At 68.4% G+C, this 21,667-nt stretch carries 22 protein-coding genes; 14 read left to right on the forward strand and 8 right to left on the reverse strand.

The window, feature by feature from the left end; all coding sequences use genetic code 11:
• Positions 1-5: 5 nt before the first annotated feature.
• The 4 genes from KW843_RS19775 to KW843_RS19790 form a co-directional block, all read right to left on the reverse strand.
• Positions 6-1,328 (reverse strand): AarF/ABC1/UbiB kinase family protein, encoded by a 1,323-nt coding sequence (locus KW843_RS19775; RefSeq protein ID WP_218296860.1) that lies wholly within the window; start codon positions 1,326-1,328, stop codon positions 6-8.
• On the reverse strand, positions 1,315-1,875 hold the full coding sequence (locus tag KW843_RS19780) for a DUF2867 domain-containing protein (protein WP_218296861.1): 561 nt from the start codon (positions 1,873-1,875) through the stop codon (positions 1,315-1,317). Before KW843_RS19780 ends, KW843_RS19775 begins: the two co-directional genes overlap by 14 nt.
• On the reverse strand, positions 1,872-2,753 hold the full coding sequence (locus tag KW843_RS19785; protein ID WP_218296862.1) for a TetR/AcrR family transcriptional regulator: 882 nt from the start codon (positions 2,751-2,753) through the stop codon (positions 1,872-1,874). The genes KW843_RS19780 and KW843_RS19785 overlap by 4 nt, the downstream gene beginning before the upstream one ends.
• A 308-nt stretch (positions 2,754-3,061) precedes the next feature.
• Entirely contained in the window at positions 3,062-3,802 is a 741-nt protein-coding gene (locus KW843_RS19790; RefSeq protein WP_218296863.1) for a helix-turn-helix transcriptional regulator, read from the reverse strand.
• A 126-nt stretch (positions 3,803-3,928) separates the two neighbouring features.
• Here KW843_RS19790 and KW843_RS19795 point away from each other — a divergent pair, with 126 nt between their 5' ends.
• From KW843_RS19795 to KW843_RS19805, 3 genes are read left to right on the forward strand one after another with little or no spacing between them, the layout of a single operon-like run.
• Positions 3,929-4,873, forward strand: a complete 945-nt coding sequence (locus KW843_RS19795; RefSeq protein WP_255594829.1) for a hypothetical protein — start codon at positions 3,929-3,931, stop codon at positions 4,871-4,873.
• The gene (locus tag KW843_RS19800; RefSeq protein WP_255594830.1) at positions 4,870-6,849 is read left to right on the forward strand and encodes an MFS transporter; all 1,980 of its coding nucleotides are present in this window, start codon (positions 4,870-4,872) and stop codon (positions 6,847-6,849) included. The genes KW843_RS19795 and KW843_RS19800 overlap by 4 nt, the downstream gene beginning before the upstream one ends.
• 5 nt (positions 6,850-6,854) lie before the next feature.
• Entirely contained in the window at positions 6,855-7,382 is a 528-nt protein-coding gene (locus KW843_RS19805) for a hypothetical protein (RefSeq protein WP_255591620.1), read from the forward strand.
• A gap of 72 nt (positions 7,383-7,454) precedes the next feature.
• Here KW843_RS19805 and KW843_RS19810 read toward each other — a convergent pair whose 3' ends face one another.
• The gene (locus KW843_RS19810) at positions 7,455-8,177 is read right to left on the reverse strand and encodes a GntR family transcriptional regulator (protein ID WP_218296864.1); all 723 of its coding nucleotides are present in this window, start codon (positions 8,175-8,177) and stop codon (positions 7,455-7,457) included.
• A 156-nt stretch (positions 8,178-8,333) separates the two neighbouring features.
• On the opposite strand from KW843_RS19810, the gene KW843_RS19815 reads away from it, so the two are divergent.
• Genes KW843_RS19815 through KW843_RS19860 form a run of 10 tightly spaced genes read left to right on the forward strand, consistent with a single transcriptional unit; the run spans position 8,334 to position 17,717 of the window.
• Positions 8,334-9,179: an SDR family NAD(P)-dependent oxidoreductase gene (locus tag KW843_RS19815; RefSeq protein ID WP_218296865.1), complete on the forward strand. Its 846-nt coding sequence runs from the start codon at positions 8,334-8,336 to the stop codon at positions 9,177-9,179.
• A 49-nt stretch (positions 9,180-9,228) separates the two neighbouring features.
• A complete protein-coding gene (locus KW843_RS19820) occupies positions 9,229-10,437 on the forward strand; it encodes an ABC transporter substrate-binding protein (protein WP_218296866.1) in 1,209 nt (402 codons plus the stop codon).
• Between the two features lie 54 nt (positions 10,438-10,491).
• Positions 10,492-11,394 (forward strand): branched-chain amino acid ABC transporter permease, encoded by a 903-nt coding sequence (locus KW843_RS19825; RefSeq protein ID WP_218296867.1) that lies wholly within the window; start codon positions 10,492-10,494, stop codon positions 11,392-11,394.
• 5 nt (positions 11,395-11,399) lie between these two features.
• Positions 11,400-12,344, forward strand: a complete 945-nt coding sequence (locus KW843_RS19830; RefSeq protein WP_218296868.1) for a branched-chain amino acid ABC transporter permease — start codon at positions 11,400-11,402, stop codon at positions 12,342-12,344.
• Positions 12,341-13,105: an ABC transporter ATP-binding protein gene (locus KW843_RS19835; protein WP_218296869.1), complete on the forward strand. Its 765-nt coding sequence runs from the start codon at positions 12,341-12,343 to the stop codon at positions 13,103-13,105. Before KW843_RS19830 ends, KW843_RS19835 begins: the two co-directional genes overlap by 4 nt.
• Positions 13,098-13,841, forward strand: coding sequence for an ABC transporter ATP-binding protein (locus tag KW843_RS19840; RefSeq protein ID WP_255594831.1), 744 nt, complete (start codon positions 13,098-13,100; stop codon positions 13,839-13,841). Before KW843_RS19835 ends, KW843_RS19840 begins: the two co-directional genes overlap by 8 nt.
• Before the next feature lie 28 nt (positions 13,842-13,869).
• Positions 13,870-14,622: an SDR family NAD(P)-dependent oxidoreductase gene (locus KW843_RS19845; RefSeq protein ID WP_218296870.1), complete on the forward strand. Its 753-nt coding sequence runs from the start codon at positions 13,870-13,872 to the stop codon at positions 14,620-14,622.
• Positions 14,623-14,641: 19 nt separating this feature from the next.
• Entirely contained in the window at positions 14,642-15,385 is a 744-nt protein-coding gene (locus KW843_RS19850) for an SDR family NAD(P)-dependent oxidoreductase (protein ID WP_218296871.1), read from the forward strand.
• Positions 15,382-17,094: an FAD-dependent oxidoreductase gene (locus tag KW843_RS19855; protein ID WP_218296872.1), complete on the forward strand. Its 1,713-nt coding sequence runs from the start codon at positions 15,382-15,384 to the stop codon at positions 17,092-17,094. Before KW843_RS19850 ends, KW843_RS19855 begins: the two co-directional genes overlap by 4 nt.
• Positions 17,095-17,108: 14 nt before the next feature.
• Positions 17,109-17,717, forward strand: a complete 609-nt coding sequence (locus KW843_RS19860) for a glutathione S-transferase (protein ID WP_218296873.1) — start codon at positions 17,109-17,111, stop codon at positions 17,715-17,717.
• 34 nt (positions 17,718-17,751) lie between these two features.
• Here the strand turns inward: KW843_RS19860 and KW843_RS19865 are convergent, their stop codons facing one another.
• Together KW843_RS19865 and KW843_RS19870 are read right to left on the reverse strand one after the other, a co-directional pair.
• Positions 17,752-18,747 carry a tripartite tricarboxylate transporter substrate binding protein gene (locus KW843_RS19865; protein ID WP_218296874.1) on the reverse strand — a complete coding sequence of 332 codons (996 nt, stop codon included), beginning with the start codon at positions 18,745-18,747 and terminating at the stop codon, positions 17,752-17,754.
• 274 nt (positions 18,748-19,021) lie between these two features.
• Positions 19,022-20,038 (reverse strand): 1-aminocyclopropane-1-carboxylate deaminase, encoded by a 1,017-nt coding sequence (locus tag KW843_RS19870; protein ID WP_218296875.1) that lies wholly within the window; start codon positions 20,036-20,038, stop codon positions 19,022-19,024.
• Positions 20,039-20,199: 161 nt separating this feature from the next.
• Between KW843_RS19870 and KW843_RS19875 the strand changes: the two genes are divergently transcribed.
• Positions 20,200-20,715: an Lrp/AsnC family transcriptional regulator gene (locus tag KW843_RS19875; RefSeq protein WP_218296876.1), complete on the forward strand. Its 516-nt coding sequence runs from the start codon at positions 20,200-20,202 to the stop codon at positions 20,713-20,715.
• An 18-nt stretch (positions 20,716-20,733) separates the two neighbouring features.
• Here the strand turns inward: KW843_RS19875 and KW843_RS19880 are convergent, their stop codons facing one another.
• Positions 20,734-21,636 carry an EamA family transporter gene (locus KW843_RS19880; protein ID WP_218297002.1) on the reverse strand — a complete coding sequence of 301 codons (903 nt, stop codon included), beginning with the start codon at positions 21,634-21,636 and terminating at the stop codon, positions 20,734-20,736.
• Positions 21,637-21,667 lie beyond the last annotated feature (31 nt).

Genomic DNA, 21,667 nt, shown 5'->3' on the forward strand with positions numbered 1-21,667 from the left:
GGTTCCTAGGAAGAAAGAAGGGCGGGGCAATGCGTGCGCACCCGTGCACCCAGCCCCGTGAGCAGGTGCATCAGGCCCATCCACATGCGCTCGAACGCCGGCATTTCGCCGGGCACCTGCACCAGGTGATCGCCCAGCACGCGCTGGTGGCGGGCGGCGGTGATGGGTGGCGGCGTCTTGGCGCCAAAATCGAAAACCGCCTGCGTGAAGGGTTCCATCTGCCAGGCCTGCATGTCAGCCAGTGCGGGGGCGAGTTCGGCGGCGTAGGCCTGCACGGAGAGACCGGCGTTGACGAGCCCGAGTGCCTGGTAGGCCTGCAGCACCAGCGCGTCGCGCTGCGGGTCGGAGGGAGGGCGCAGCAGTGCGGACCACGCCTGTGTCACTTGCGCCCGAAACCCGTCGGAGAGGCTGCGCGTGCAGCCAAAGTCGAGCACACCCACCGTGCCATCGGGGGCGAACAGAAAATTACCAGGGTGCGGATCGGCATGCACCCGGCCCAGCACAAAAGTGCAGTGCATGAACCAGTCCCACAGGTGCTGCCCGGCCTGATCGCGTTGCTGCTGTGTGGGTTGCGTGGCCAGCCAGGCCTGCAGGTGCTGGCCCGGCAGGAACTGCTGCGTGAGCACCTGGGCCCGCGTGTGCGACAGGATGGGCCGCGCCAGCACCACGCCGGGCAAAGCCGCGTGCTGCGCAAACCATTGCAGTTGCTCGGCTTCCTGCAGGTAGTCCACCTCGCGCAGCAGCGTGGCCTCGATCTCGGCCATCACGCCGTCCACCACGGTGCTGGCGGGCAGGGGCATGTCGGTGTGGGCCAGCGCGCGCAGCGCGGTGCGCATCAATTGCATGTCGCTGGCGATGGTGGCGGCAATGCCGGGGTACTGCACCTTGACGGCCACCGTGCCGTGGCCCGCCAGCTGTGCGCGGTGCACCTGGCCCAGGCTGGCGGCGGCGAAGGCGGTGGGCTCGAAGTGGTCGAACAGCGCCTCGGGCTCCCGGCCGAAGGCCTGGCGGAACACGCGCCCCACCAGCGCGCGGTTGAGCGGCGGCGCCTGGTGGTGGGCGCGCGCCAGCTCCTGCCGCACGCCGTCGGGCAGCAGGCCCGGGTGCATGCTGAGCAGCTGCGATACCTTGAGCGCCGAACCCCGCAGCTGGCCCAGGGCGCCAAAGAGGATGCGGCCCAGGGCGGCCTCGTGGTCGGCCTGCGCCTGGGCAGACGGCGTGCTGCGCACGCGATGGCCTAGTTGGGCCATGCCGATGCGTGCCGCCGCCAGGCCCGTGATGGTGCCGCGCGCAAGCCGGCTGGTGCGCGGCGGGTCAGCGCGGGCCATGGTTTGAAGCGGCCAGTTGTTGCAGCATGGACTGCACGATGCGGCGGTGAAACGGCGTGATGACGGCCATGTAGGCATGGCCCAGCGTGTTGTGGATGTGCACCACGGTGCTGATGACCACCGTAGGCGCGCTGCCCCGCTGCCCGTGTTTGGTCAGCGAGACCTGCACATCCAGGTGTTTGTCGTCCTGCCCCATCACCACTTCGGTGTCGCTCAGATGGCGGATGAGGAAGATGCCCACGCGGTCTCCGACGCGGTAGCTGCGCGCATTGGTTGGAGAGGCTCCGCTGGCAAGCGGGTGCACGTCCTGCAACTGCCCCACGCCCTTGAGGCCCACCAGCCGCACCAGCTTGTTGCGCACTGCCAGAAGTTGCTCCGTCCACCGCGGTGTCCGGGCCAAGACCTCCAGCCAGGTCTGCAATGCGCTGGCGGCGGGGCGGGGATCGGTCGTTGTGAAGGCGTCAAAAAAATCCGCGTCATGCAAGGTGGCATGGATGACGGTGCCTGGGGGCACCTGGATTTCGCGCACGGCGCGGGCGGTGGTCATGCGGACTTCCTCTTGCGGGGCGTGGCCACTGGCTGTGCGGCGGGTGTCGGGCTGGCAGCGCGGGGTTTGCGCGGCGCACGCGGCGGTTTGGAAGGCTCCGGCGACCGGGATGGTTCAGCGGCTGCCGTGTAGGCGGGGGCCGGGCCGGGCGGTGCGCTGGCCATGGCCTGTCTGGCCAGCTGCAGCATGCCCATCAGGCCGCTGCTGTGCTGCACCATGCGGGCCATCTGGCTGCGCAGCACAAAGCCACCGAGCTGCAGCACGCGGTTGACGAGCCCTCCGCGCAGCGCCTGCACCAGCACGCCGAGCGAGAGGTCCACCAGCTGCGTGGTGTCGGCAAATTCCTCGGAGGTGTCGGCCAGCCAGTACGTCACCACACCGGCCAGGTAGTCGGTGTACAGCCCGCCCGCCATGCCCTTGAAGTCGCAGGGCTCGATTTCGCCACTGGCCTCCGCGGCTTCCAGAAAGCTGGCGACGGCCTCGCGCAGGCTGTGCCGTGCCGCCAGGGGCTCGGCCAGCATCGACAGCGGCGAGCGCCGCGCCAGGCTGCGCACCTGGGCCACGAACTCGCGGTCGGCCAGCAGGCGCTCCAGCACCGCGTCGGTCAGGCGCTGCAGCTTTTCCTGCAGGCCGTAGCCCGCGAAGCCGGGCGTCTGCAGGGTGTCGGCCAGCGCCTGGTGGGCCACGTCGTCCAGGTAGCCCAGCACGATGCGGTCCTTGGTCGGGAAGTATTTGTAGATCGTGGCGTCGCCAATGCCGGCGGCGCGGGCGATGTCCTTCATCGTCGTGCCGTCGAAGCCCTGGCGGGTCATGAGGTCCACCGCGCTGGCCACGATCTGGCGGCGGGTGGCATCTTGCTGCTGGCGGGTGGTCTTCATTTAATATCTTTAAATCTGTCAAATTGACTATTTAAAGAATAGTGTATTCACATTAAAGAGTCAACCGGCGCTGAAACGGGCATTCGGTGCGCTGGAGGCGGCTGTTCTGAGCACTTTTTTGCCCTCTACCGCTTGTCGGTAAAGCGCAAGAAGCTATCAAAACGATAGTGTTTGTGCTGGCTCGCCCGGCCCCCCGCCATGCCATGCCATCGCCCTCCGAAACCGGCGCGCCCAAGGCCGGTGCACCCGTGGAACCGGCTTTGCCGGGCCACCGGGTGCATCCCCCGCGGGGGACGCCGCGCAGCGGCTCAGGGGGGGAGTCGTCTCATCCCGGTGAAGGCCTCGAACTCCCAGCTGCGCATGGCCAGCAGCAGGGTGTAGCCCTCCAGCTCGCGCGGCGGCAGTTTCTGGTCGGCCAGGTGCTGCTGCGCGAAGTCCTGCGCCACGCGCTGCATGCGCTCCATGAAGGCGGGCGCCAGGCCCCGGCTGATGGTGCCGTGCACTAGCAGCACGCCTTCGCCCGGGCCGTCGAAGCCGCCCGCGAAGTAGTCGAGCAGCGCATGCTCGCGAAAGTAGTTCATCACCGGCCCGTGGGGCCGCCAGCGGAAGGTCTTGGCCAGCTTGAGGCGGTAGCGGTTCAGCGGCCGCAGCTCGATGATGCCGATGCGGTCGAGCTGCGCGAGGTACTTGATGCCCTCGGCCTCGGTGAGGCGGTAGGTGGTGGTCACCTGCTCCAGCGTCCACTGGCTGAGCACGCAGATGGCCATGAGCAGCAGCTTCTTGTCGGCCACCACCGCGCGCTCCTGCTCCTGGCTCAGTTCCTTGAGCAAGGGCTGGCTGTCGGCCACGCGGCGCGCCAGGTCGGCGAAGTCCAGCGCCAGCGCGCGGCAGATCGCGTCGATGCGCGACAGCGGCATGTCGCCCTTGGCCAGCATGCGCTTGACGCTGGACTCGGCCATGCCCAGGGCCTGGGCCAGGTCCGCGTAGGTCATCTGCGCGGTCTTGAGTTCCTTTTTCAGGGCGGCAACGAGGTCGGCGGTGGTGCTCATGGGTATCGATTATCGGTACCCAGGGTGCTCCGGGTGGCCCTCCGTGCGACTTTTCGCGGCCCGGGGCCGTTGGGCTGAAGACACTGCGCTGCATCGATCCACCACCTGCCCACGGACACGACGACCATGACCGTTCTCCCCGCTCCCTTTCGCCATCGCCCCGGCCCGTCGCGCGCCGAGGGGGCCCTGCTGGGCCTCGCCGTGCTGCTGCTGGGGCTGGCGTGCCTGGGCCCGGCGCTGCCGGCCAGCACCCACCAGCATGCCTTTGCGGACCAGCGCGCGCTGTGGGGCATCCCTTGCGCGCTGGATGTCCTGAGCAACCTGCCATTCGCCGCCGCCGGCCTGTGGGGGCTGCGGTGGCTGCGGCGCGTGGAGCGCCCGGCCATGGATGCGGCCTCCCGGGTCTTCGCGGCCCTGTTCTTCGCGGGCCTGGTGTGCACGGCCGTGGGCTCCGGCCTGTACCACGCGGTGCCCGACGATGCGGGCCTGCTGTGGGACCGGCTGGGCATGGTGCTGCCTTTCGCGGGCCTGCTGGGCCTGGCGGCGGGTGGCCGGGTGAGCGCCCGGGCGGGCTGGGCCGCCGCAGGCACGGTGTTGCTGGCAGGGCCGGCTGCGGTGCTGTGGTGGTCCACCACCGGCAATCTGCTGCCCTGGGCCGTGGTGCAGCTGGGCGGGATGCTGGTGGTGCTGGCGCTGGCCCTGCTGCCCCGGCGTGCGGGCACGCTGCCGGTGCACCTGGGCGCCGTGATCGCGATGTACGCCGTGGCCAAGCTGTTCGAGGCGGCCGACCATGCCGTGTTCGACGCCACGGCGCAGTGGGTGTCGGGCCACAGCCTCAAGCACGTGCTGGCGGCTGGCGCTGCCTGGCCGGTGCTGATGGCGCTGGATGCGCTGGCGGCTTCGCGCCACAGCCGCGCACCGCGCCCCGCATTTGCCGCCATGTGCGGGCAGAATGGCGCCCACACCATGGGTGTCGCGCGCGGGCAGGGCCTCCAGCCCCGGGTGCGCCGGGCCATACCAACACACACAGCAGCCACCGCCGACCCATTGGACACGAGGAGAAACGCATGAACCCCGAGACCACCCCAGCCAGCGTGCCCCAGGCGCCCCACGTGCACTCCGTGCAGCACACGGGCAGCCCGGGCCATGGGCATGAGGACCCGAACCAGTTCGCGCTGCTGCGCCAGCGGCGCTTCGCCCCGTTCTTCTGGACCCAGTTCTCCGGCGCCGCCAACGACAACCTCTTCAAGTTCGCATTCACCGTGATGGTGACGTACCAGCTCAGCGTGTCGTGGCTGCCGCCCGCGATGGCGGGGCTGGTGATCGGCGCGCTGTTCATCCTGCCGTTCCTGCTGTTCTCGGCCACCTCGGGGCAGCTCACCGACAAGTACGACAAGACGCGCATGATCCGCTTCGTGAAGAACCTGGAGATCGCCATCATGCTGGTGGCCGCCTTCGGGTTCATCGCGGGCAACGTGCCCGTCCTGCTGCTGTGCACCTTCCTCATGGGCGTGCACTCCACGCTGTTCGGGCCGGTCAAGTTCGCCTACATGCCGCAGGTGCTCAACGAGCGCGAACTCACGGGCGGCAACGGCATGGTCGAGATGGGAACCTTCGTGGCCATCCTGCTGGGCAACGTGGCGGGGGGCCTGCTGGTGGCGCTGCCGGGCATCGGCCACACCACGGTGGCCGTGGCCTGTGTGGTGGCCGCGCTGGCGGGGCGCGCCGTGGCGCAGTTCATTCCCCCGGTGCCGGCCACCGACCCGGGGCTCACGATCAACTGGAACCCCTTCACCGAGACCTGGCGCAACCTCAGGCTCGCGCATGGCAACATCGTGGTGTTCCGCTCGCTGCTGGGCATCAGCTGGATGTGGTTCTTCGGCGCGGTGTTCCTGAGCCAGTTCCCCAGCCTGGCCAAGGAGGTGCTGCACGGCAACGAGCAGGTGGCCTCGCTGCTGCTGGTGGTGTTCTCCATCGGCATCGGCATCGGCTCGCTGCTGTGCGAGGTGCTCTCGCGCCGCCATGTCGAGATCGGCCTGGTGCCCCTGGGCGCCATCGGCATGAGCGTGTTCTCCATCGACCTGTACTTCGCCGCGCGCAGCCTGCCGCCCGCGGAGATCATGGGCCTTGGCACCTTTCTCGCGCAGAGCCAGCACTGGCGCGTGATGCTCGACCTGGCGCTGCTCAGCCTGTTCGCGGGCCTGTACAGCGTGCCCATGTACGCGCTGATCCAGATGCGCAGCCAGCCCACGCACCGCGCGCGCATCATCGCGGCCAACAACATCCTGAACGCGCTGTTCATGATCGCGAGTTCGCTCATCGCGGGTGCCTTGCTGGGCGCCGGCTTCACGGTGCCGCAGATCTTCCTGTTCACCGGCCTGGCCAATGCGGTGGTGGCGTTCTACATCTTCATGCTGGTGCCCGAGTACCTGCTGCGCTTCGTGGCCTGGGTGTCCTCGCGTTTCGTCTACCGCTTCAAGGTGCAGGGCGACGAGAACCTGCCCAGCACGGGCGCGGCCATCCTGGCCTGCAACCACGTGAGCTTTGTGGATGCCGTGCTGCTCATGGCGGCCAGCCCGCGCCCCATCTACTTCGTGATGGACCACCGCATCTTCCGCGTGCCGGTGCTCGGCTGGCTGTTCCGCCTGGCCAAGGCCATCCCCATCGCTCCCTACAAGGAAGACCCCAAGACCTACGAAGCCGCCTTCGACCGCGCCGCGCAGGTGCTGCGCGAAGGCGACCTGCTGGCCATCTTTCCCGAAGGCGGCATCACCAAGGACGGGCAACTGCAGGAGTTCAAGGGCGGCATCATGAAGATCATCGAGCGTGCCCGCGAAGAGGGCATCGAAGCGCCCGTCATTCCCATGGCGCTGACCAATCTGTGGGGCTCGTACTTCAGCCGCATCGAGCAGGGCGGGGCCATGGTGCGGCCCTTCCGGCGGGGCTTCTACAGCCGCGTGGGCCTGAACGTGGGGCACGCCGTGGCGCCGTCGGACGTGCAGCCTTCGTTGCTGCGTTCGCGCGTGGCGGACCTGCTCGGAGCCTGACCGCCATGGAGCAGGACCGGGTGGAACAGGAAGAGCGCACCGCGCTGGCCCGCAAGATCATGGCCTTTCTGCGGGAGATCGGCCTGGACGTGGCCGAGGACGAGCTTGCCGGCGGCAACAGCTTCCTGCCCGGCGTGCGCATCGCGCGCGGCGGCCTGAGGGTGGACCTGGCGCGGCTGCGGTGGCCCGGCGACCTGCTGCACGAGGCCGGACACCTGGCCGTGGTGCCCGCAGCCCTGCGCGCGGGCATGGACGATGCCCTTGCCGAACTGCCCCCCGTGCCGCACGGCGGCGAGATCGAAGCCACGGCATGGGCCTGGGCCGCCCTGCAGCATCTGCGGCTGCCATCGGCCGTGCTGTTCCACGAAGGGGGCTACCACGGCCACTCGCAGGGCTTGCGCATGACCTTCGAGCTGGGCGTGTATCTGGGCGCTGCCGGGCTGGTGTCGGCGGGCCTCGCGGCATCGCCCGCACAGGCCGCCTCTTCGGGCGTTGCGCCCTATCCGCACCTGCAGGCCTGGCTGCGCGCCTGAGCCGCGATCCTGCCGGCATGGATACATGGGCCGGGAACCGCCCTCGGGCGTTCCGCCTGGCCTGTCGCCGGGTCAGTCTTTGGGCGCACCCCGGCGCGCCGGTGGCTTGGCCCCCGGCGCTGCGTCCCCGCACGAGAGCAGCTTCTCGTAGTTGCGCCGCAGGATCAGCCCTGCGTAGTACACGTGCTCGCGCATCAGCTGCTCGGCACGCACACAGTCGCGCGCGATGACCGCCTCGATGATGCGGTGGTGGTCGCCGTGCGAGCGCAGGATGATGGGATGGTCGTCCCACAGGATGATGCGGTCCGAGGCGAAGGGAATGTTCTGCGCCTGCTCCGCGAAGCGCGTGACCCAGGGGTTGCCCGAGGCTTCCAGCAGCGTGTCGTGGATGGTCACGTTCATCTGCTGGTAGGGCTCGTGGTCTTCGGGCCTCAGTTCTCCCAGGGCCAGGATGCGGTCGCCGTCCGCCAGCGCCCCGCGCAGCCGCTGCGCCTGTTCGGGCGTGAGTCCGCGCATGGCGGCGTTGCGGCAGGCCAGGCCTTCGAGCACCGCGCGCACCTCGTAGGCCGCGACGATCTCCTCCATGTTGAAGCCGCGCACCAGGTAGCCGCGCTTGGGCTGGTGGTCGACCAGCCCCTCGCTGGCCAGGGTGCTCAGGGCGGCGCGCACGGGGGTGCGCGAAACGCCCAGCTTCTCGGCCAGGGGGATTTCCTCCAGCCGCTCGTCGGGCCGTATCTCCCCGTTGAGGATCCAGTTGCGCAGCGTCTCGGTCACGTCCTGGGCCAAAGTTCTCATCCCTGCCGCTCCAGTAGAAATTTTCTTCAAGTATACATGTGCTGCCATTAATGGCCTTTTTACGGGTTATCCCTGAGATAAATCAGTATTCATGTATACATAATTGCCTCGCTCACGCACCATGCGTGATTTTGATCAAGAAGGGCGAGCGTGGATATGGCAAGGGTTGCAAGTGAAGATGGCGGCTGGCTGGGGTTGGCAAACCGCACCGGTGTGGTGACGGGCGCAGGCGGCGGCATCGGCCTGGAGATCGCCGTGCAGCTGCTGGCCGCGGGAGCCCGCGTCGCCTTGCTCGACCGCGATGCACAGCGCCTGGCGGAGATCGCCGGCGGACTGGGCGAGCACCCGGGCCGGGTCCTGCCGATCACCTGCGACGTGACCGACCCGCACAGCGTGCAGGCGGCGGCGGACCAGGTGCAAAAGGCCTGGGGCGCGGTGGATCTGCTGGTCAACAATGCCGCGGCCCTGTACGCCGACGCGCTGATGGACATCGCCGTCGACAAGTGGAACCAGCTGCTGTCGGTGAACCTGACCGGCTACCTGCTGTGCGCCCAGGCCTTCGGGCGGCAGATGATCGCCCACGGCGGGGGCTCGATGGTTCACATCGCGTCCATCTCGGCCAGCATTCCGCAGCCCTACAGCGGGGCGTACAGCGTGAGCAAGGCGGGCGTGAAGATGCTGTCGCAGCTGCTGGCCGTCGAGCTGGGCGCGCACGGCGTGCGCAGCAACGTGGTCAGCCCCGCGATGATCCGCACGCCCATGAGCGAGGGCATCTACACGGACCCCGCGGTGCGCCTGCGGCGCGAACAGATCGTGCCTGCCGGCCGCATCAGCACGCCCTCGGACATCGCCGGCGCCGTGCTGTTCCTGTCCAGCGAGCGGGCCAGCTACATCAGCGGCCAGGAATTCCTCGTCGACGGCGGCCTGACGCAGGCTTGGCTGGGCCTGATTCCCCGCCCAGGGTTCGAGAAGAAGGACACGGCCCCACAGCCGGCCGCCTGACGCCATTGCGCTCCCCCGTTACCTCACCCCCCCAAAAAAGGAGACTCTCGTGAAACCAGCCAAGTCCTTGCTCGTGGCCTGCGTGGCCGCACTTTCCACCTTCTGCGCGCAGGCGCAGACCGAACCGGGCCTGACCGACAAGACCATCAAGCTCGGCCTGTTCGGGCCGCTGTCGGGCAACTCCATGGCCTACGGCTTCGACGTGATGAACGCGGCCAAGATGTACTACGACAAGATCAACAAGGACGGCGGCATCCACGGGCGCAAGATCGAACTGGTGGTCGAGGACGACCGCTGCAACGCCAACGACCTGCTGGCCGCCGTGAAGAAGCTCACCGAGCAGGACAAGGTCTTCGCGCTCAACGGGGGCTCCTGCTCTGCCGCCGTGGTGGGCGCGCGCGAGTACGTGGAACGCTCGCAGATCCCCCTGGTGATGCTCAACGCGTCGGGCGACGGCGCCCTGTACCCGCCGTCGAAGTACATCTACGGCGCGTTCTCCATCTCCCAGCGCGCGGTGGGCGGCTCGATGGTGCAGTTCGCCGCCGAGCACCTCAAGGGCAAGAAGATCGGCTACATCAACCACGACGATGCCTATGGCGGGTGGAACCTCGAAGCGGCGGAGTTCCAGGCCAAGCAGCTCGGGGTGGACCTGCAGGTCCAGTCGGTCGCGCCGAACCTGACCGACGTGACCGCGCCGATGCTCAAGATCCGCGCCGCCAACCCCGACGTGCTGCTGATCACCACCTACGCGCGCCCCGTGAGCCTGCTGGTCAAGAAAGCGCAGGAGCTGGGCTGGACCAAACCCATCGTGATCGCCGTCAACGGCACGGCCGACCTCAAGCAGCTGGTCGAGAACGTGGGCAGCAAGGATGCGTTCAAGAACGTCTACCTGCAGGAAGTGATGGCCGACGTGGCCGGCGGCCCCAAGCTCAAGTGGGTCTACGACATGTACAAGGCCTACTACCCCGAGCTGGCCGCCAAGCCCGGCTATCCGCAGACCTACATGCCCTACGGCATCCCGTCGGCGATGACCGTGGTCAACGCGCTCAAGGCCGCGGGCCCGCAGCTCACGCGGGAGAAGTTCCTCACCGCGCTGTCGCAGACCAAGTTCGAGTCGAACGTGATGGCCGGCCCGATCGAGCTCACGCCCACCGACCACGCGGGCCAGAAATCGGCCATCTACCTCAAGTTCGACGGCACCAACATGACCGCGGTCCCCGGCGCCTACCGCAGCCTCTGGACCTACCAGCCCAAGTAACCAACCAGGAGAAGGGGCCGGTCCACGCCCGCGTGCGGCCGCCCCTCCATCGCCATGAGTTTCAGTGAGATTTGGCTGTTTCTGCAGCAGGGCATCCTTTCCGGCCTGGTGACGGGCAGCGTCTATGCGCTGCTGGCCATCGCCATCGTCGCGATCTTCAAGACCACCGACGTGCCGAACTTCGCCCAGGGCGAGATCTTCATGATCGGCGGCTATGTGGCGCTGTCCCTGCTGCTGATCGCGGGCTGGTCGTACGCCGTGGTCATCCCCGTCACGGTGGTCGCCGTGGCGGTGGGCGCGGCGCTCTTCCAGCGGGTGGTGATGGAGCGGGTGACCCATTCCAAGGGCGTGGGCCCGCAGCTGGTGATCGCCACGCTGGGCCTGGCCTACATGCTCAAGGGCCTGGTGCGCCAGACCGGGCTGGGCGACACGCCGCGCTCGCTGCCGCCCCTGGTCTCCAACGACCCCGTGATCATCGGCGACGCCTTTCTCACGCGGCTCGACGTGGCGATCTTCGCCGCCTCCATCACCGCGATGGTGCTGATCTACCTGATGTTCAACCACACGCGCATCGGCAAGGCGATGCGGGCCGTGGGCATGAACCCGCGCGCCGCGCAGATCGTCGGCATCCGCCTGTCGCGCATCCGCATGATGGTGTGGGCCATGGCAGGCCTGCTGTCCGCGCTGGCCGCCCTGCTCATTACCCCCAAGATCCTCATCACGCCGGACATCGCGCACATCGCGATCCTGGCCTATGCGGCGGCCATCGTGGGCGGCTTCACCAGCCTGCCGGGCGCCGTGCTGGGCGGCCTCGTCATCGGCATCGTCGAGAACCTGGTGGGCCTGTTCATCTCCACCAACGCCATCGTGGTCGCGCCCTTCCTGGCCATCCTGGTCACGCTGATCGTGCGTCCGCAGGGCATCCTGGGCGGCAAGCCCCAAGTCAAGAAAGTATGAAAACCATGACCCGCGATCACTGGGCATTGCTCGCTGCCGCCCTGGTTCTGTCGATCCTTCCCTTCGCCGTGTCGGGCTATGTCCTGTACGTGGTCAACCTGCTGATGGTCTTCGTGGTGCTGGCCCTGGGCATGCACGTCGTGATCGGCGAATCGGGCCAGTTCGCGCTGGCGCACGCCGCGTTCTTCGGCATCGGCATCTACACGGCCGGCATCATCAACACGGCATGGCATCCGCCCTTCGTGCTGTCCGTCCTGGCCGGCGGGGCCCTGTCGGCCGCGCTCGGCTACCTCATCGGCTACCTGGCGCTGCGCATGCGCGACATCTACCTGGCCCTGGCCACCTTCGCCTTCGGCGAGGCGATGCAATGGGTCTTTCTCACCTGGGAGCGCGTCACGGGCGGCTCCAACGGCATGAAGATGGATCCGGCCAATCTGTTCGGCTACAGGCTGACCAACGACCTGCAGGCCTACCCCTTCGTGGTGGTGCTGGCGGGGCTGATGCTGTGGCTCACCGTGGCGCTGGCGCGCTCACAGTACGGCTCGTCGCTCAGGGCCGTGCGCGAGAGCGATGTGGCCGCGATGGCCATGGGCATCAACGTCAAGGCCATGAAGCAGAGCGCGTTCGCCATCTCGGCGGCCTTCGCGGGCATCGCCGGGGGCATGTACACGCTGTTCACCTCGTTCATCCACCCGGAGAGCCTGGGCTTCCAGACCACCATCCTGGTCCTCACCATGGTCGTCGTGGGGGGCATGGGCTCGGTGCGCGGCGCGGTGGCCGGCGCCATTGCCTTCGGCCTCATCTCCGAGCTGCTGCGCCAGCTCATGTCGGTGCAGGAAATCATCTATGGCGTGATCCTCATGGGGTTCATGATGTTCATGCCCAAGGGGCTGTTCGCCGACCGCAACCGCCGCGTGGCACGCAAGCCCGCCAAGGGGGTGCAGGCATGAGCACGCGCCCCTTCCTGGAAGTCTCCGGCATCACCGTGCGCTTTGGCGGGCTGGTGGCCGTGAACAGCCTCTCGTTCGACGTGGCGCGCGGCTCGATCCATGCGCTGATCGGCCCCAACGGGGCCGGCAAGTCCACCACCTTCAACTGCATCTCCCGCTACTACCAGCCGACCGAAGGCCGCATCGTTGTGGACGGCGAGGACGTGACGCACCATGCACCTTCGCGCATGGCAGGCATGGGCATCGCGCGCACCTTCCAGAACCTGGAGCTGTTCGGCGACCTGAGCGTGTACGAGAACGTGCTGCTGGGCTGCCACTCGCACAGCGCGAACACGCTGGGCCGGCTGCTGCGCCGCCCCGGCGGCGAGATCCGCGACCTGGTGGACAGCCTCATCGAGCGCGTGGGCCTGACCCACGACCGCGAGACCCGCGCCAAGGAACTCGACTTCGGCCACCAGAAGCTGCTGGAGATCGCCCGCGCCCTGGCGCTCAAGCCGCGCCTGCTGCTGCTGGACGAACCGGCGGCCGGCCTGCGCAACCGGGACATCGAGAACCTGGACCACCTGCTGACCGAACTGGCCCAGAAGGACGGCATCACCGTGCTCCTGGTCGAGCACGTGATGCAGCTGGTGATGTCGATCTCCGACCGCATCACCGTCATGTCCTTCGGCCAGAAGATCGCCGAAGGAACCCCCAAGGAAATCAGCGAGAACCCGACCGTGATCGAAGCCTACCTCGGCAAGGGAGCGGCCCATGCCTGATCCCATGCAGCAACCAAGCCAGGGCGCACTGCTCGAAGTGCGCGGCATCAGCGCCTCCTACGGCGCCATCCAGGCGCTCTCGGGCGTGAGCCTGGCCGTGCCGCAGGGCGCCATCGTGGCCCTGCTGGGCAGCAACGGTGCCGGCAAGAGCAGCACGTTGAACGCGATCTCGCACCTCATCGATCCCACCGCCGGCGAGGTCCACTTCGCCGGCGAGCCCATCCACCGGCAGCCGTCCGACGAGATCGTCCGCAGGGGCCTGGTGCAGGTGCCCGAGGGGCGCGAGGTGTTCAAGGAAATGAGCGTGCGCGAGAACCTGGAGCTGGGCGCCTTCCTGCGCCGCGACCGCGCCGCGATCGCCGAGGACCTGGACAAGGTCTACACCCTGTTTGCGCGGCTCAAGGAACGCTCCGAGCAGCGGGCGGCCACGCTGTCGGGCGGCGAGCAGCAGATGCTGGCGATCGGCCGGGCGCTCATGTCCCGCCCGCGGCTCATCATGTTCGACGAGCCTTCGATGGGGCTGTCACCGCTGCTCGTCGAGCAGATCTTCGAGGCGATCCTGCGGCTCAACCGCGAGCAGGGCCTGACCATCCTGCTCGTGGAGCAGGACGTGCGCCTGGCGCTCACGGTGGCCAGCCACGCCTACATCCTGGAAAACGGCGAGATCACGCTGCAGGGCGCGGCGGCCCAGCTCATGGACGACCCGGCCGTGCGCCGGGCCTACCTCGGCGTCTGAACGGCGCCCATTCAGCAGGAGAAATTGGATGGATTTGTTGAAAGGCAAGCTCGCGCTGGTGACCGGCGCCGGCGGGGGGCTGGGCTCGGCCATTGCGCTGGGCTTCGCGAACGAGGGCGCCAAGGTGATCTGCGCCGACATCGGTGCGGACAAGGCCGAGGCCACGGCCCGGCGCATCCGCGATGCCGGCGGCGAGGCCTGGAGCGTGGTGCTGGACGTGTGCGACCGGGCCGCCGTCCAGGCCTGCGCCGCGGACCTGCAGGCGCGCATCGGCCCGATCGACGTGCTGATCAACAACGCAGGCATTTCCGGCCGCGCGCGCATCGACGACCCGCACGCGCCCGAGGTGTGGGACCGCCTCATCGACGTGAACCTGCAGGGCCTGTTCAACGTCACGCATGCCTTCGTGCCGGCGTTGAAGAAGACCCGGGGGTGCATCGTGAATCTGTCGTCCATCGTGGCATTCGTGAGCGGCATCTCGTCGGCGGGGTATGTCGCCTCCAAGGGCGCCGTGCGTTCGCTGACCCAGGTGCTGGCCCGCGACCTGGCGCCTTTTGGGGTGCGCGCCAATGCGGTCGCGCCCGGGCTGATGCTGACCGAGATGGTCGCCCCGCAGCTGGCCGTGCCCGGCGGCACGGACTGGTACATGAAGCGCGTGCCCGCGGGCCGCGGCGGCGAGGTCGAGGAAATCGTCGGACCCGTGGTCTTTCTTTCCTCCCACATGGCCAGCTATGTGAATGGTGTGGTGCTGCCCGTCGATGGCGGCTTTCTCTCGGCTTGATCGGAATCTTCGCAAACACATGGACGACAACAGCAACAGCAAACCGATTGCCCTGGTCACCGGCGGTGCCGGCGGCATGGGCCTGGCCACGGTCGAACGCCTGGCCCGCGACGGCTATGCCGTGGTGATGGTGGACCGCGATGAAGCCCTGGCGCAGCGCGAGACCGGCCGCTTGAAGGGCCTGGGCCTGGATGTGCAGTGCCGCGTGCTCGACCTGACGGACGAAGCGGCCGTGCGCGGCCTGGTGCACTCCCTGCCCCCAGTGCGCGCTCTGGTCAACAACGCCGGCATCTTCGACGAGCGCAAGTTCCTGGAGGTGAGCAACGACGACTTCCGCCGTGCCTACGAGGTCAACCTCATCGCCGTGGCCACGCTCACACAGGAAGTAGCCAAGACCATGCCCGAGGGCGGCCGCATCGTGAACATCGCTTCGCGCGCGTACCTGGGGGCGAAGAACCACCCGCACTACGTGGCCTCCAAGGCCGCCGTGGTGGGCTACACGCGCGCCAGTGCCATGGAACTGGCGCCGCGCGGCATCCTGGTCAACGCGATCGCGCCGGGGCTGATCGATACGCCCATCCTGCGCGCGCTCACGCCCGAGCGGCTGGCGGCGCAGCTCGCGCTGCAGCCCACGGGCAAGGCCGGCAGGCCGGAAGACATCGCCCAGGCGGTGGCCTTCCTCGTGTCGCCGCAGACCGGCTTCATCACCGGGCAGGTGCTGTTCGTCGATGGCGGCAAGTCGCTGGGTGGGTCGGGCGCATGACGGCCCCCCACTGGGATGCCGAGTACGACGTCGTCGTGATCGGCGCGGGCGCGGGCGGCATGGCCGCCGCGCTGACCGCGAAGATCGAAGGCTGCAGCGTGCTGCTGGTCGAGAAGACCGACCGCGTGGGCGGCTCCACCGCCGTGTCCGGCGGGGCCGTGTGGGCGCCGCTCAATGCGCAGTCGGCGCGGGTGGGCCACCCCGACAGCTTCGAGAAGGTCTGGACCTACCTGCGCAACACGGTGGGCGATGCCGCGCCGGCCGGGATGCAGCAGGCCTTCCTGCGCCACGGCGCCGGCATGGTCGACTACCTGGAGAAGCACACCGCGGTGCGGCTTGTCGCGCGCAGCTACTCGCCCGACTACTACCCCGACCGCGAGGGCGCGGCCTTCGGCGGCCGCTCGCTCGACCCGGCGACGTTCGACGGGCGGGAACTGGGCGCGCATTTCCGGGAACTGCGCGACCCCCTGCCCGAGTTCATGGTGCTGGGCGGAATGATGGTCAACATGACCGACGCCAGGCACCTGCTGGCGGTCACGCGCTCGTTCACGGCCTGGCGCGAGGGCATGAAGCTCGTGCTGCGTTACTTCGCCGACCGGCTGCGCGGCTACCACCGTGGCACGCGCCTGGTGCTGGGCAATGCGCTGGCGGCCCGGCTTTTCAAGAGCGTGATCGACCGGGGTATCGACTACTGGCTGGACACACCGGTGGAGAAGCTGGACGTGTCCCATGGCGCGGTGGTGGGCGTCTCGCTGGTGCGCGCGGGCAAGCCGGTGCAGGTGCGGGCGCGCCGCGGCGTGGTGGTGGCCACGGGGGGATTCCCCTGGAGCGAGGAACTGCGCAGTGCGCACTACCCGTCGCCGACAGGGCCGTGGTCCATGTCGCCGCAAGGCAACCGGGGCGAGGGCATCGCGCTGGCGCGCCAGGCGGGTGCCACGCTGGGGCAAGGCCACACCAGTCCGGCGTTCTGGGCCCCGGTCTCCGTGCTGCAGCGGCCCGATGGCTCGGTCGTGCGCTACCCGCACCTGGTGTGGGACCGCGCCAAGCCCGGCCTCATGGCCGTGAACGGGGCCGGCCAGCGCTTCGTCAACGAAGCGACCTCGTACCACGAGTTCGTGCGGGCGATGTACCGCTCCCACGCCACGGTGCCCACGCTGCCGGCCTACCTGGTCTGCGACAGCGACTTCATGGAGCAATGGGGCATGGGCCTGGCGTTGCCGGGCGGGCGGCCGCGCGATCACCTCGTCAAGGCCGGCTACCTGGTGAAGGCGCCGACACTGCGGGCGCTCGGCGATGCCCTGGGCATCGGCGGCGCCGCGCTGCAGGCCACGGCCGAGCGCTTCAACGCGCAGGCCGACCAGGGGCGCGACGACGACTTCGGCAAGGGCAGCACCGAATACAACCGCTACCTGGGCGACGCGGCGCACCAGCCCAACCCCTGCATCGGTGCCTTGCGCCAGGGCCCGTTCTATGCCGTGAAGGTGTTCGCGGGCGACATCGGCACGGCCGTGGGCATTGCCTGCAACGAAAATGCCCAGGCGCTCGATGCCGCCGGCCAGCCCATCCCGGGCCTCTACGCGGCGGGCAATGACATGCATTCGGTGATGGGCGGCGAGTACCCCGCGCCCGGCATCACCCTGGGGCCCGCGCTGACCTTCGGGTGGATCGCGGGCCGCCAGCTGGCGCAGGCAGCGCCTTCCCATCCATGAACCGGTGAACTTCCATGCAGATCTATTTCTCTCCGTTCTCTCCCTATGTGCGCAAATGCCTGGTCACGGCGCACGAGCTGGGCCTCAGCGACCGCGTGCAGCTGCTGCCGTCCAACGCCAATCCGGTGCAGCGCGACCGGGACATCATCGCCAGGAACCCGCTGGGCAAGGTGCCGACCTTCATCACCGATGAGGGCGCCGTGCTTTACGACAGCCGCGTCATCTGCGAATACCTCGACGAGATCGGCAACGGAACGCTGTTTCCCCGCAGTGGCGATGCGCGCTGGAATGCGCTGACGCTGCAGGCGCTCGGAGACGGCATCCTCGACGGCGCGCTGATCGCCCGCTATGAGGACGTGGCGCGGCCCGAGCCGCTGCGCTGGCCAGAGTGGCGCGCCGCGCAGCTGGACAAGGCCGAGACTTCGCTGGCCCACCTGTCCGCGAACCCCGCACTCATCGCGCCGCAGCGGCTGGACATCGGCACGCTCACGGTGGCCTGTGCGCTGTGGTACCTGGATCTCAGGTTTGCGGACTTCGGATGGCGCCAGCGCCATCCCGCCGTTGCGGCCTGGTACGAGGCATTTTCAAAGCGTCCATCGTTGCAGGCGAGCTGGGCGCTGTGATCCGGCGCGCGCCAGCGCCCCATCGCTGCCGCGCTCACTCCGCCCGGATGTTCGCGCGCTGGGCGATCGCGCGCATGCGCGGCAGTTCGTCCTCGATCCGCGCCAGCACGGCGTCGCCGCTGGCATAGGACTGCTCCAGCCCGCTGGCGATGAGCTTGCTGCGGATCTCGGCATCCGCCATGGTCTCGGCCAGGGCCTTGCCCAGCTTCGCCTTGACTTCGGCGGGCAGGCCGCGCGGCGCCACGACGGCCAGCCACGAATCCGCGGCAAAACCGGCGAAGCCGCTTTCCGCCACCGTGGGCACATCCGGCAGCTGCGTGGCCCGCGCCGCGCCGGTGACCACGATGGGCTTGATCTTGCCGCCCTTGAGCTGCGGCAGCGCGGCCGCCACCGTGTCGATGGTGAACGGGATCTGCCCACCGATCAGGTCGCTCATGGCGGGTGCGCTGCCGCGGTAGGGCACATGCATCAGCTGGATGCCGGTGGCCGACCACATCAGCTCGGCGGCAAAGTGGCCCGTGGTGCCGCTGCCGAACGAGCCGTAGGAGAACTTGTCCGGAGCGCGCTTCACCGCCGCGATCAGCTGCGGGAGGTTGGCCACCGGCACATCGCGGTGGGCCAGCAGGATCAGCGGCACGCGCGCCACCATGCCGATGGGCTCGAAACTCTTGACCGGGTCGTATGGCAGCTTGTTGTTGAGCGCCGGGTTGACGGTGAAGGTGGAGCCCGAGCTGATCAGCAGCGTGTAGCCGTCGGCCGGAGCGTTGGCCACGAAGGATGCGCCCACGATGGTGCCCGCACCCGCCTTGTTCTCGACCACCACCGCCTGGCCCAGGCGTTCGCCCAGCTTCTTGCTGATGAGCCGGCCCACGATGTCGACGGCCCCGCCGGGCGGAAAGGGCACCACCAGCTGCACCGGCTTGGCGGGGTAGCCATCGGCGTGCGCCATGCGCCCCCAACCCAAGCCTGCGATGGCTGCCATGAACAACAAGGCGACGCTGGTGCGTCTTTTGGGCTGTGGGCATTTCATGTGGCGGTCCTTCTGGTGCGGGTTGTTCACCCTGCGTTGCGGCTGTGAACAAGGGGAAGGCGCGCCAGTCTTCGTCTCGCTCTGGCCACGCCTGTCGCTACTGCGGAGTTGTCGAGGCCGCCAGGGCGATGAGATGAGGGCACGGGGCCATGGCGGTGGAAGACCGGGCGGCATGCGCAGGTCTTGCGAGGGCAGAGCGGGGGGCGCTCAGATCACGGACAGCCCGGCCAGCCGGCACAGGCGCTGTTGCTCGGTTTCCTCGCGCGGCGGTGCGTCAGCCGTTGCGAAAAAGAAAGCTGTAGGCGTTCAACGCCGGCACCCCTCCCAGGTGCGCGTACAGCACGCGGGAGCCTTCGGGGAATTCGCCCTTGCGCACCATGTCGATCATGCCGTGCATGGACTTGCCTTCGTACACCGGGTCGGTGAGCATGCCTTCCTGGCGTGCGCACAGGCGGATGGCTTCGAGCGTGCCCTCGTTGGGCAGGCCGTACTCGGGGCCGCCGTAGCGCGTGTCCAGCACCACGTCCTCGGCCGTGATCTCCTGGCCCAGCTCCACCAGCTTGGCCGTGTTCTGCGCGATGCGCAGCACCTGGGCATGCGTCTTCTCGGGCTTGGCCGAGGCGTCGATGCCGATCACCTTGCGCGCCCGGCCGTCGGCCGCAAAGCCCACCACCATGCCGGCCTGCGTGCTGCCCGTGACCGAGCACACGACGATGTAGTCAAACGTAAAGCCCAGCTCCTTCTCCTGCTGGCGCACTTCCTCGGCAAAGCCCACGAAGCCCAGGCCGCCGTAGGGGTGCTCGGAGCAGCCGGCCGGGATGGGGAAGGGCTTGCCGCCGGCTTTCTTCACGTCTTCCATGGCCTGCTCCCAGCTCGGGCGGATGCCGATGTCGAAGCCCGCAGCGTCCAGGCGCACGTCGGCGCCCATGATGCGGCTCATCTCGATGTTGCCCACGCGGTCGTACACCGCATCGGAGTAGTTGACCCAGTTCTCCTGCACCAGCACGCACTTCATGCCCAGGTGCGCGGCCACGGCGGCCACCTGGCGCGTCTGGTTGGACTGGATGCCGCCGATGGAGACCAGTGTGTCGTAGCCGCCCGCGATCGCCTCGGGGATGAGGTATTCGAGCTTGCGCGTCTTGTTGCCGCCAAAGGCCAGGCCCGAGTTGCAGTCCTCGCGCTTGGCGTACAGGTGCACCTTGCCGCCCAGGTGGGCCGACAGGCGCGGCAGCGCGGTGATGGGCGAGGGCCCGAAGGTCAGCGGGTGGCGGGCGAATTTCTGCAGGTTCATGGCGGGTTTCCGGTCGATGGAAGGGATGGTGCAAGAGGTGGCTTGCAGTGCCTTCATCGTAGGAAAACACGCGCATACAGTGGTTGCGAATTTCTTCCTGATTTCAGCGTTTCAGGTTTGTGTATGAGAATATGAAAAACTAATATTTCTCACAGATCACTATGCGCACAATAAAAGTTCGTGCCAAGAATGTGCCGCAGTCCGATGTGTCGGCCGAGCTGGACCGTACCGACAAGGCCATCCTGCGCCAGCTGCAGCGTGATGCCTCGCTGTCCAATGTGGCGCTGGCCGAGAAGGTGCACCTGAGCCCGCCCGCCTGCCTGCGCCGCGTGGAGCGGCTCAAGCGCCTGGGGCTCATCGACGGCATCGTGGCGTTGCTCAACCCCCAGGCCGTGGGCGCGGGCATGCTGGTGATGATTGGGGTGGTGCTGGACCGCTCCACGCCCGAGTCGTTTGCCGAGTTTGAAAAGGCGGCGGCCAAGGTGTCCGGCTGCATGGAATGCCATGTGGTCACCGGCGAGTTCGACTACTTCATGCTGGTGCGCACGCGCGACAACGACAGCTTCAACCGGCTGCATGCCGAGCAGCTGCTCTACCTGCCTGGCGTGCGGCAGGTGCGCTCGTTCATGGTGCTGCGCAATGTGCTGTCCACCACCGAGCTGCCGCTGGCGCTGTAGCGGCGGCCAGCCCTCCGCTCACGGGGCGCTGCGCAGGCGCCCCACCACGGCCGACCAGGCCGGACCGCCGAACAGGTTGACCACCAGCCCCGCCATCAAGAGCCCCGCGCCCGCAAAGTGCACGGGCAACAACTGCTCGCCGAACACCCACCAGCCCGTGGTCAGGCCCACCACGGGCACCAGCAGGGTGAAGGGGGCGACGCGGTTCACCGGGTAGCGCGACATGAGATACGTCCACAGCCCGAAGCCCAGCAGCGTGGAGATCCAGGCGATGTAGGCCACGGCGGCCATGGATTTCAGCGACAGGTGCTGCACGGCGGCCCACACGGCCGCGGGCCCGTCCAGCAGCAAGGACAGCGCCACGAATGGCAGCGGCGCCACCACGCTCGACCACACGATGAAGGCAAACTGGTTCATCGGCCCGTAGCGTCCCACGGCGCGCGTGACGATGTTGCCGCAGCCCCACATCGCCGCCGCCCCCACGGTCAGTGCGAATCCCGCCAGCGGCATCGACGCGCCGTGGGCACTGCCGATCAGCACCAGCCCCACGCCGGCCAGCGCCAGGCCCGCCACCTGGTTGCCCTGCCATGCCTCGCGCAGCCACCAGGCCGCCAGCAGCAGCGTGAAGAACGACTGCGACTGCAGCACCAGCGAGGCCAGGCCCGACGGCATGCCGATGTGGATGGCGGTGAACAGCAGCGCGAACTGGCCCACCGCCATGGTCATGCCGTACAGCAGGTACAGGCGCAGCGGCACCCTGGGCGGCGTCACGAACAGCAGCGCCGGAAACGCCGCCAGCAGGTAGCGCAGCGCGCCCAGCAGCAGCGGTGGCACACCGGCCACGCCCACCTTGATGACGGCGAAGTTGAGCCCCCAGACCACGATGACGAGCAGGGCCAGGGCGAGATCGCGGGGGCGCAGGGCAGTGTTCATGCCCTGTATTTTCGGTGCA

Origin of the sequence: Acidovorax sp. sif1233 (genome assembly GCF_019218755.1) — a bacterium.
GTDB lineage: Bacteria > Pseudomonadota > Gammaproteobacteria > Burkholderiales > Burkholderiaceae_C > Acidovorax.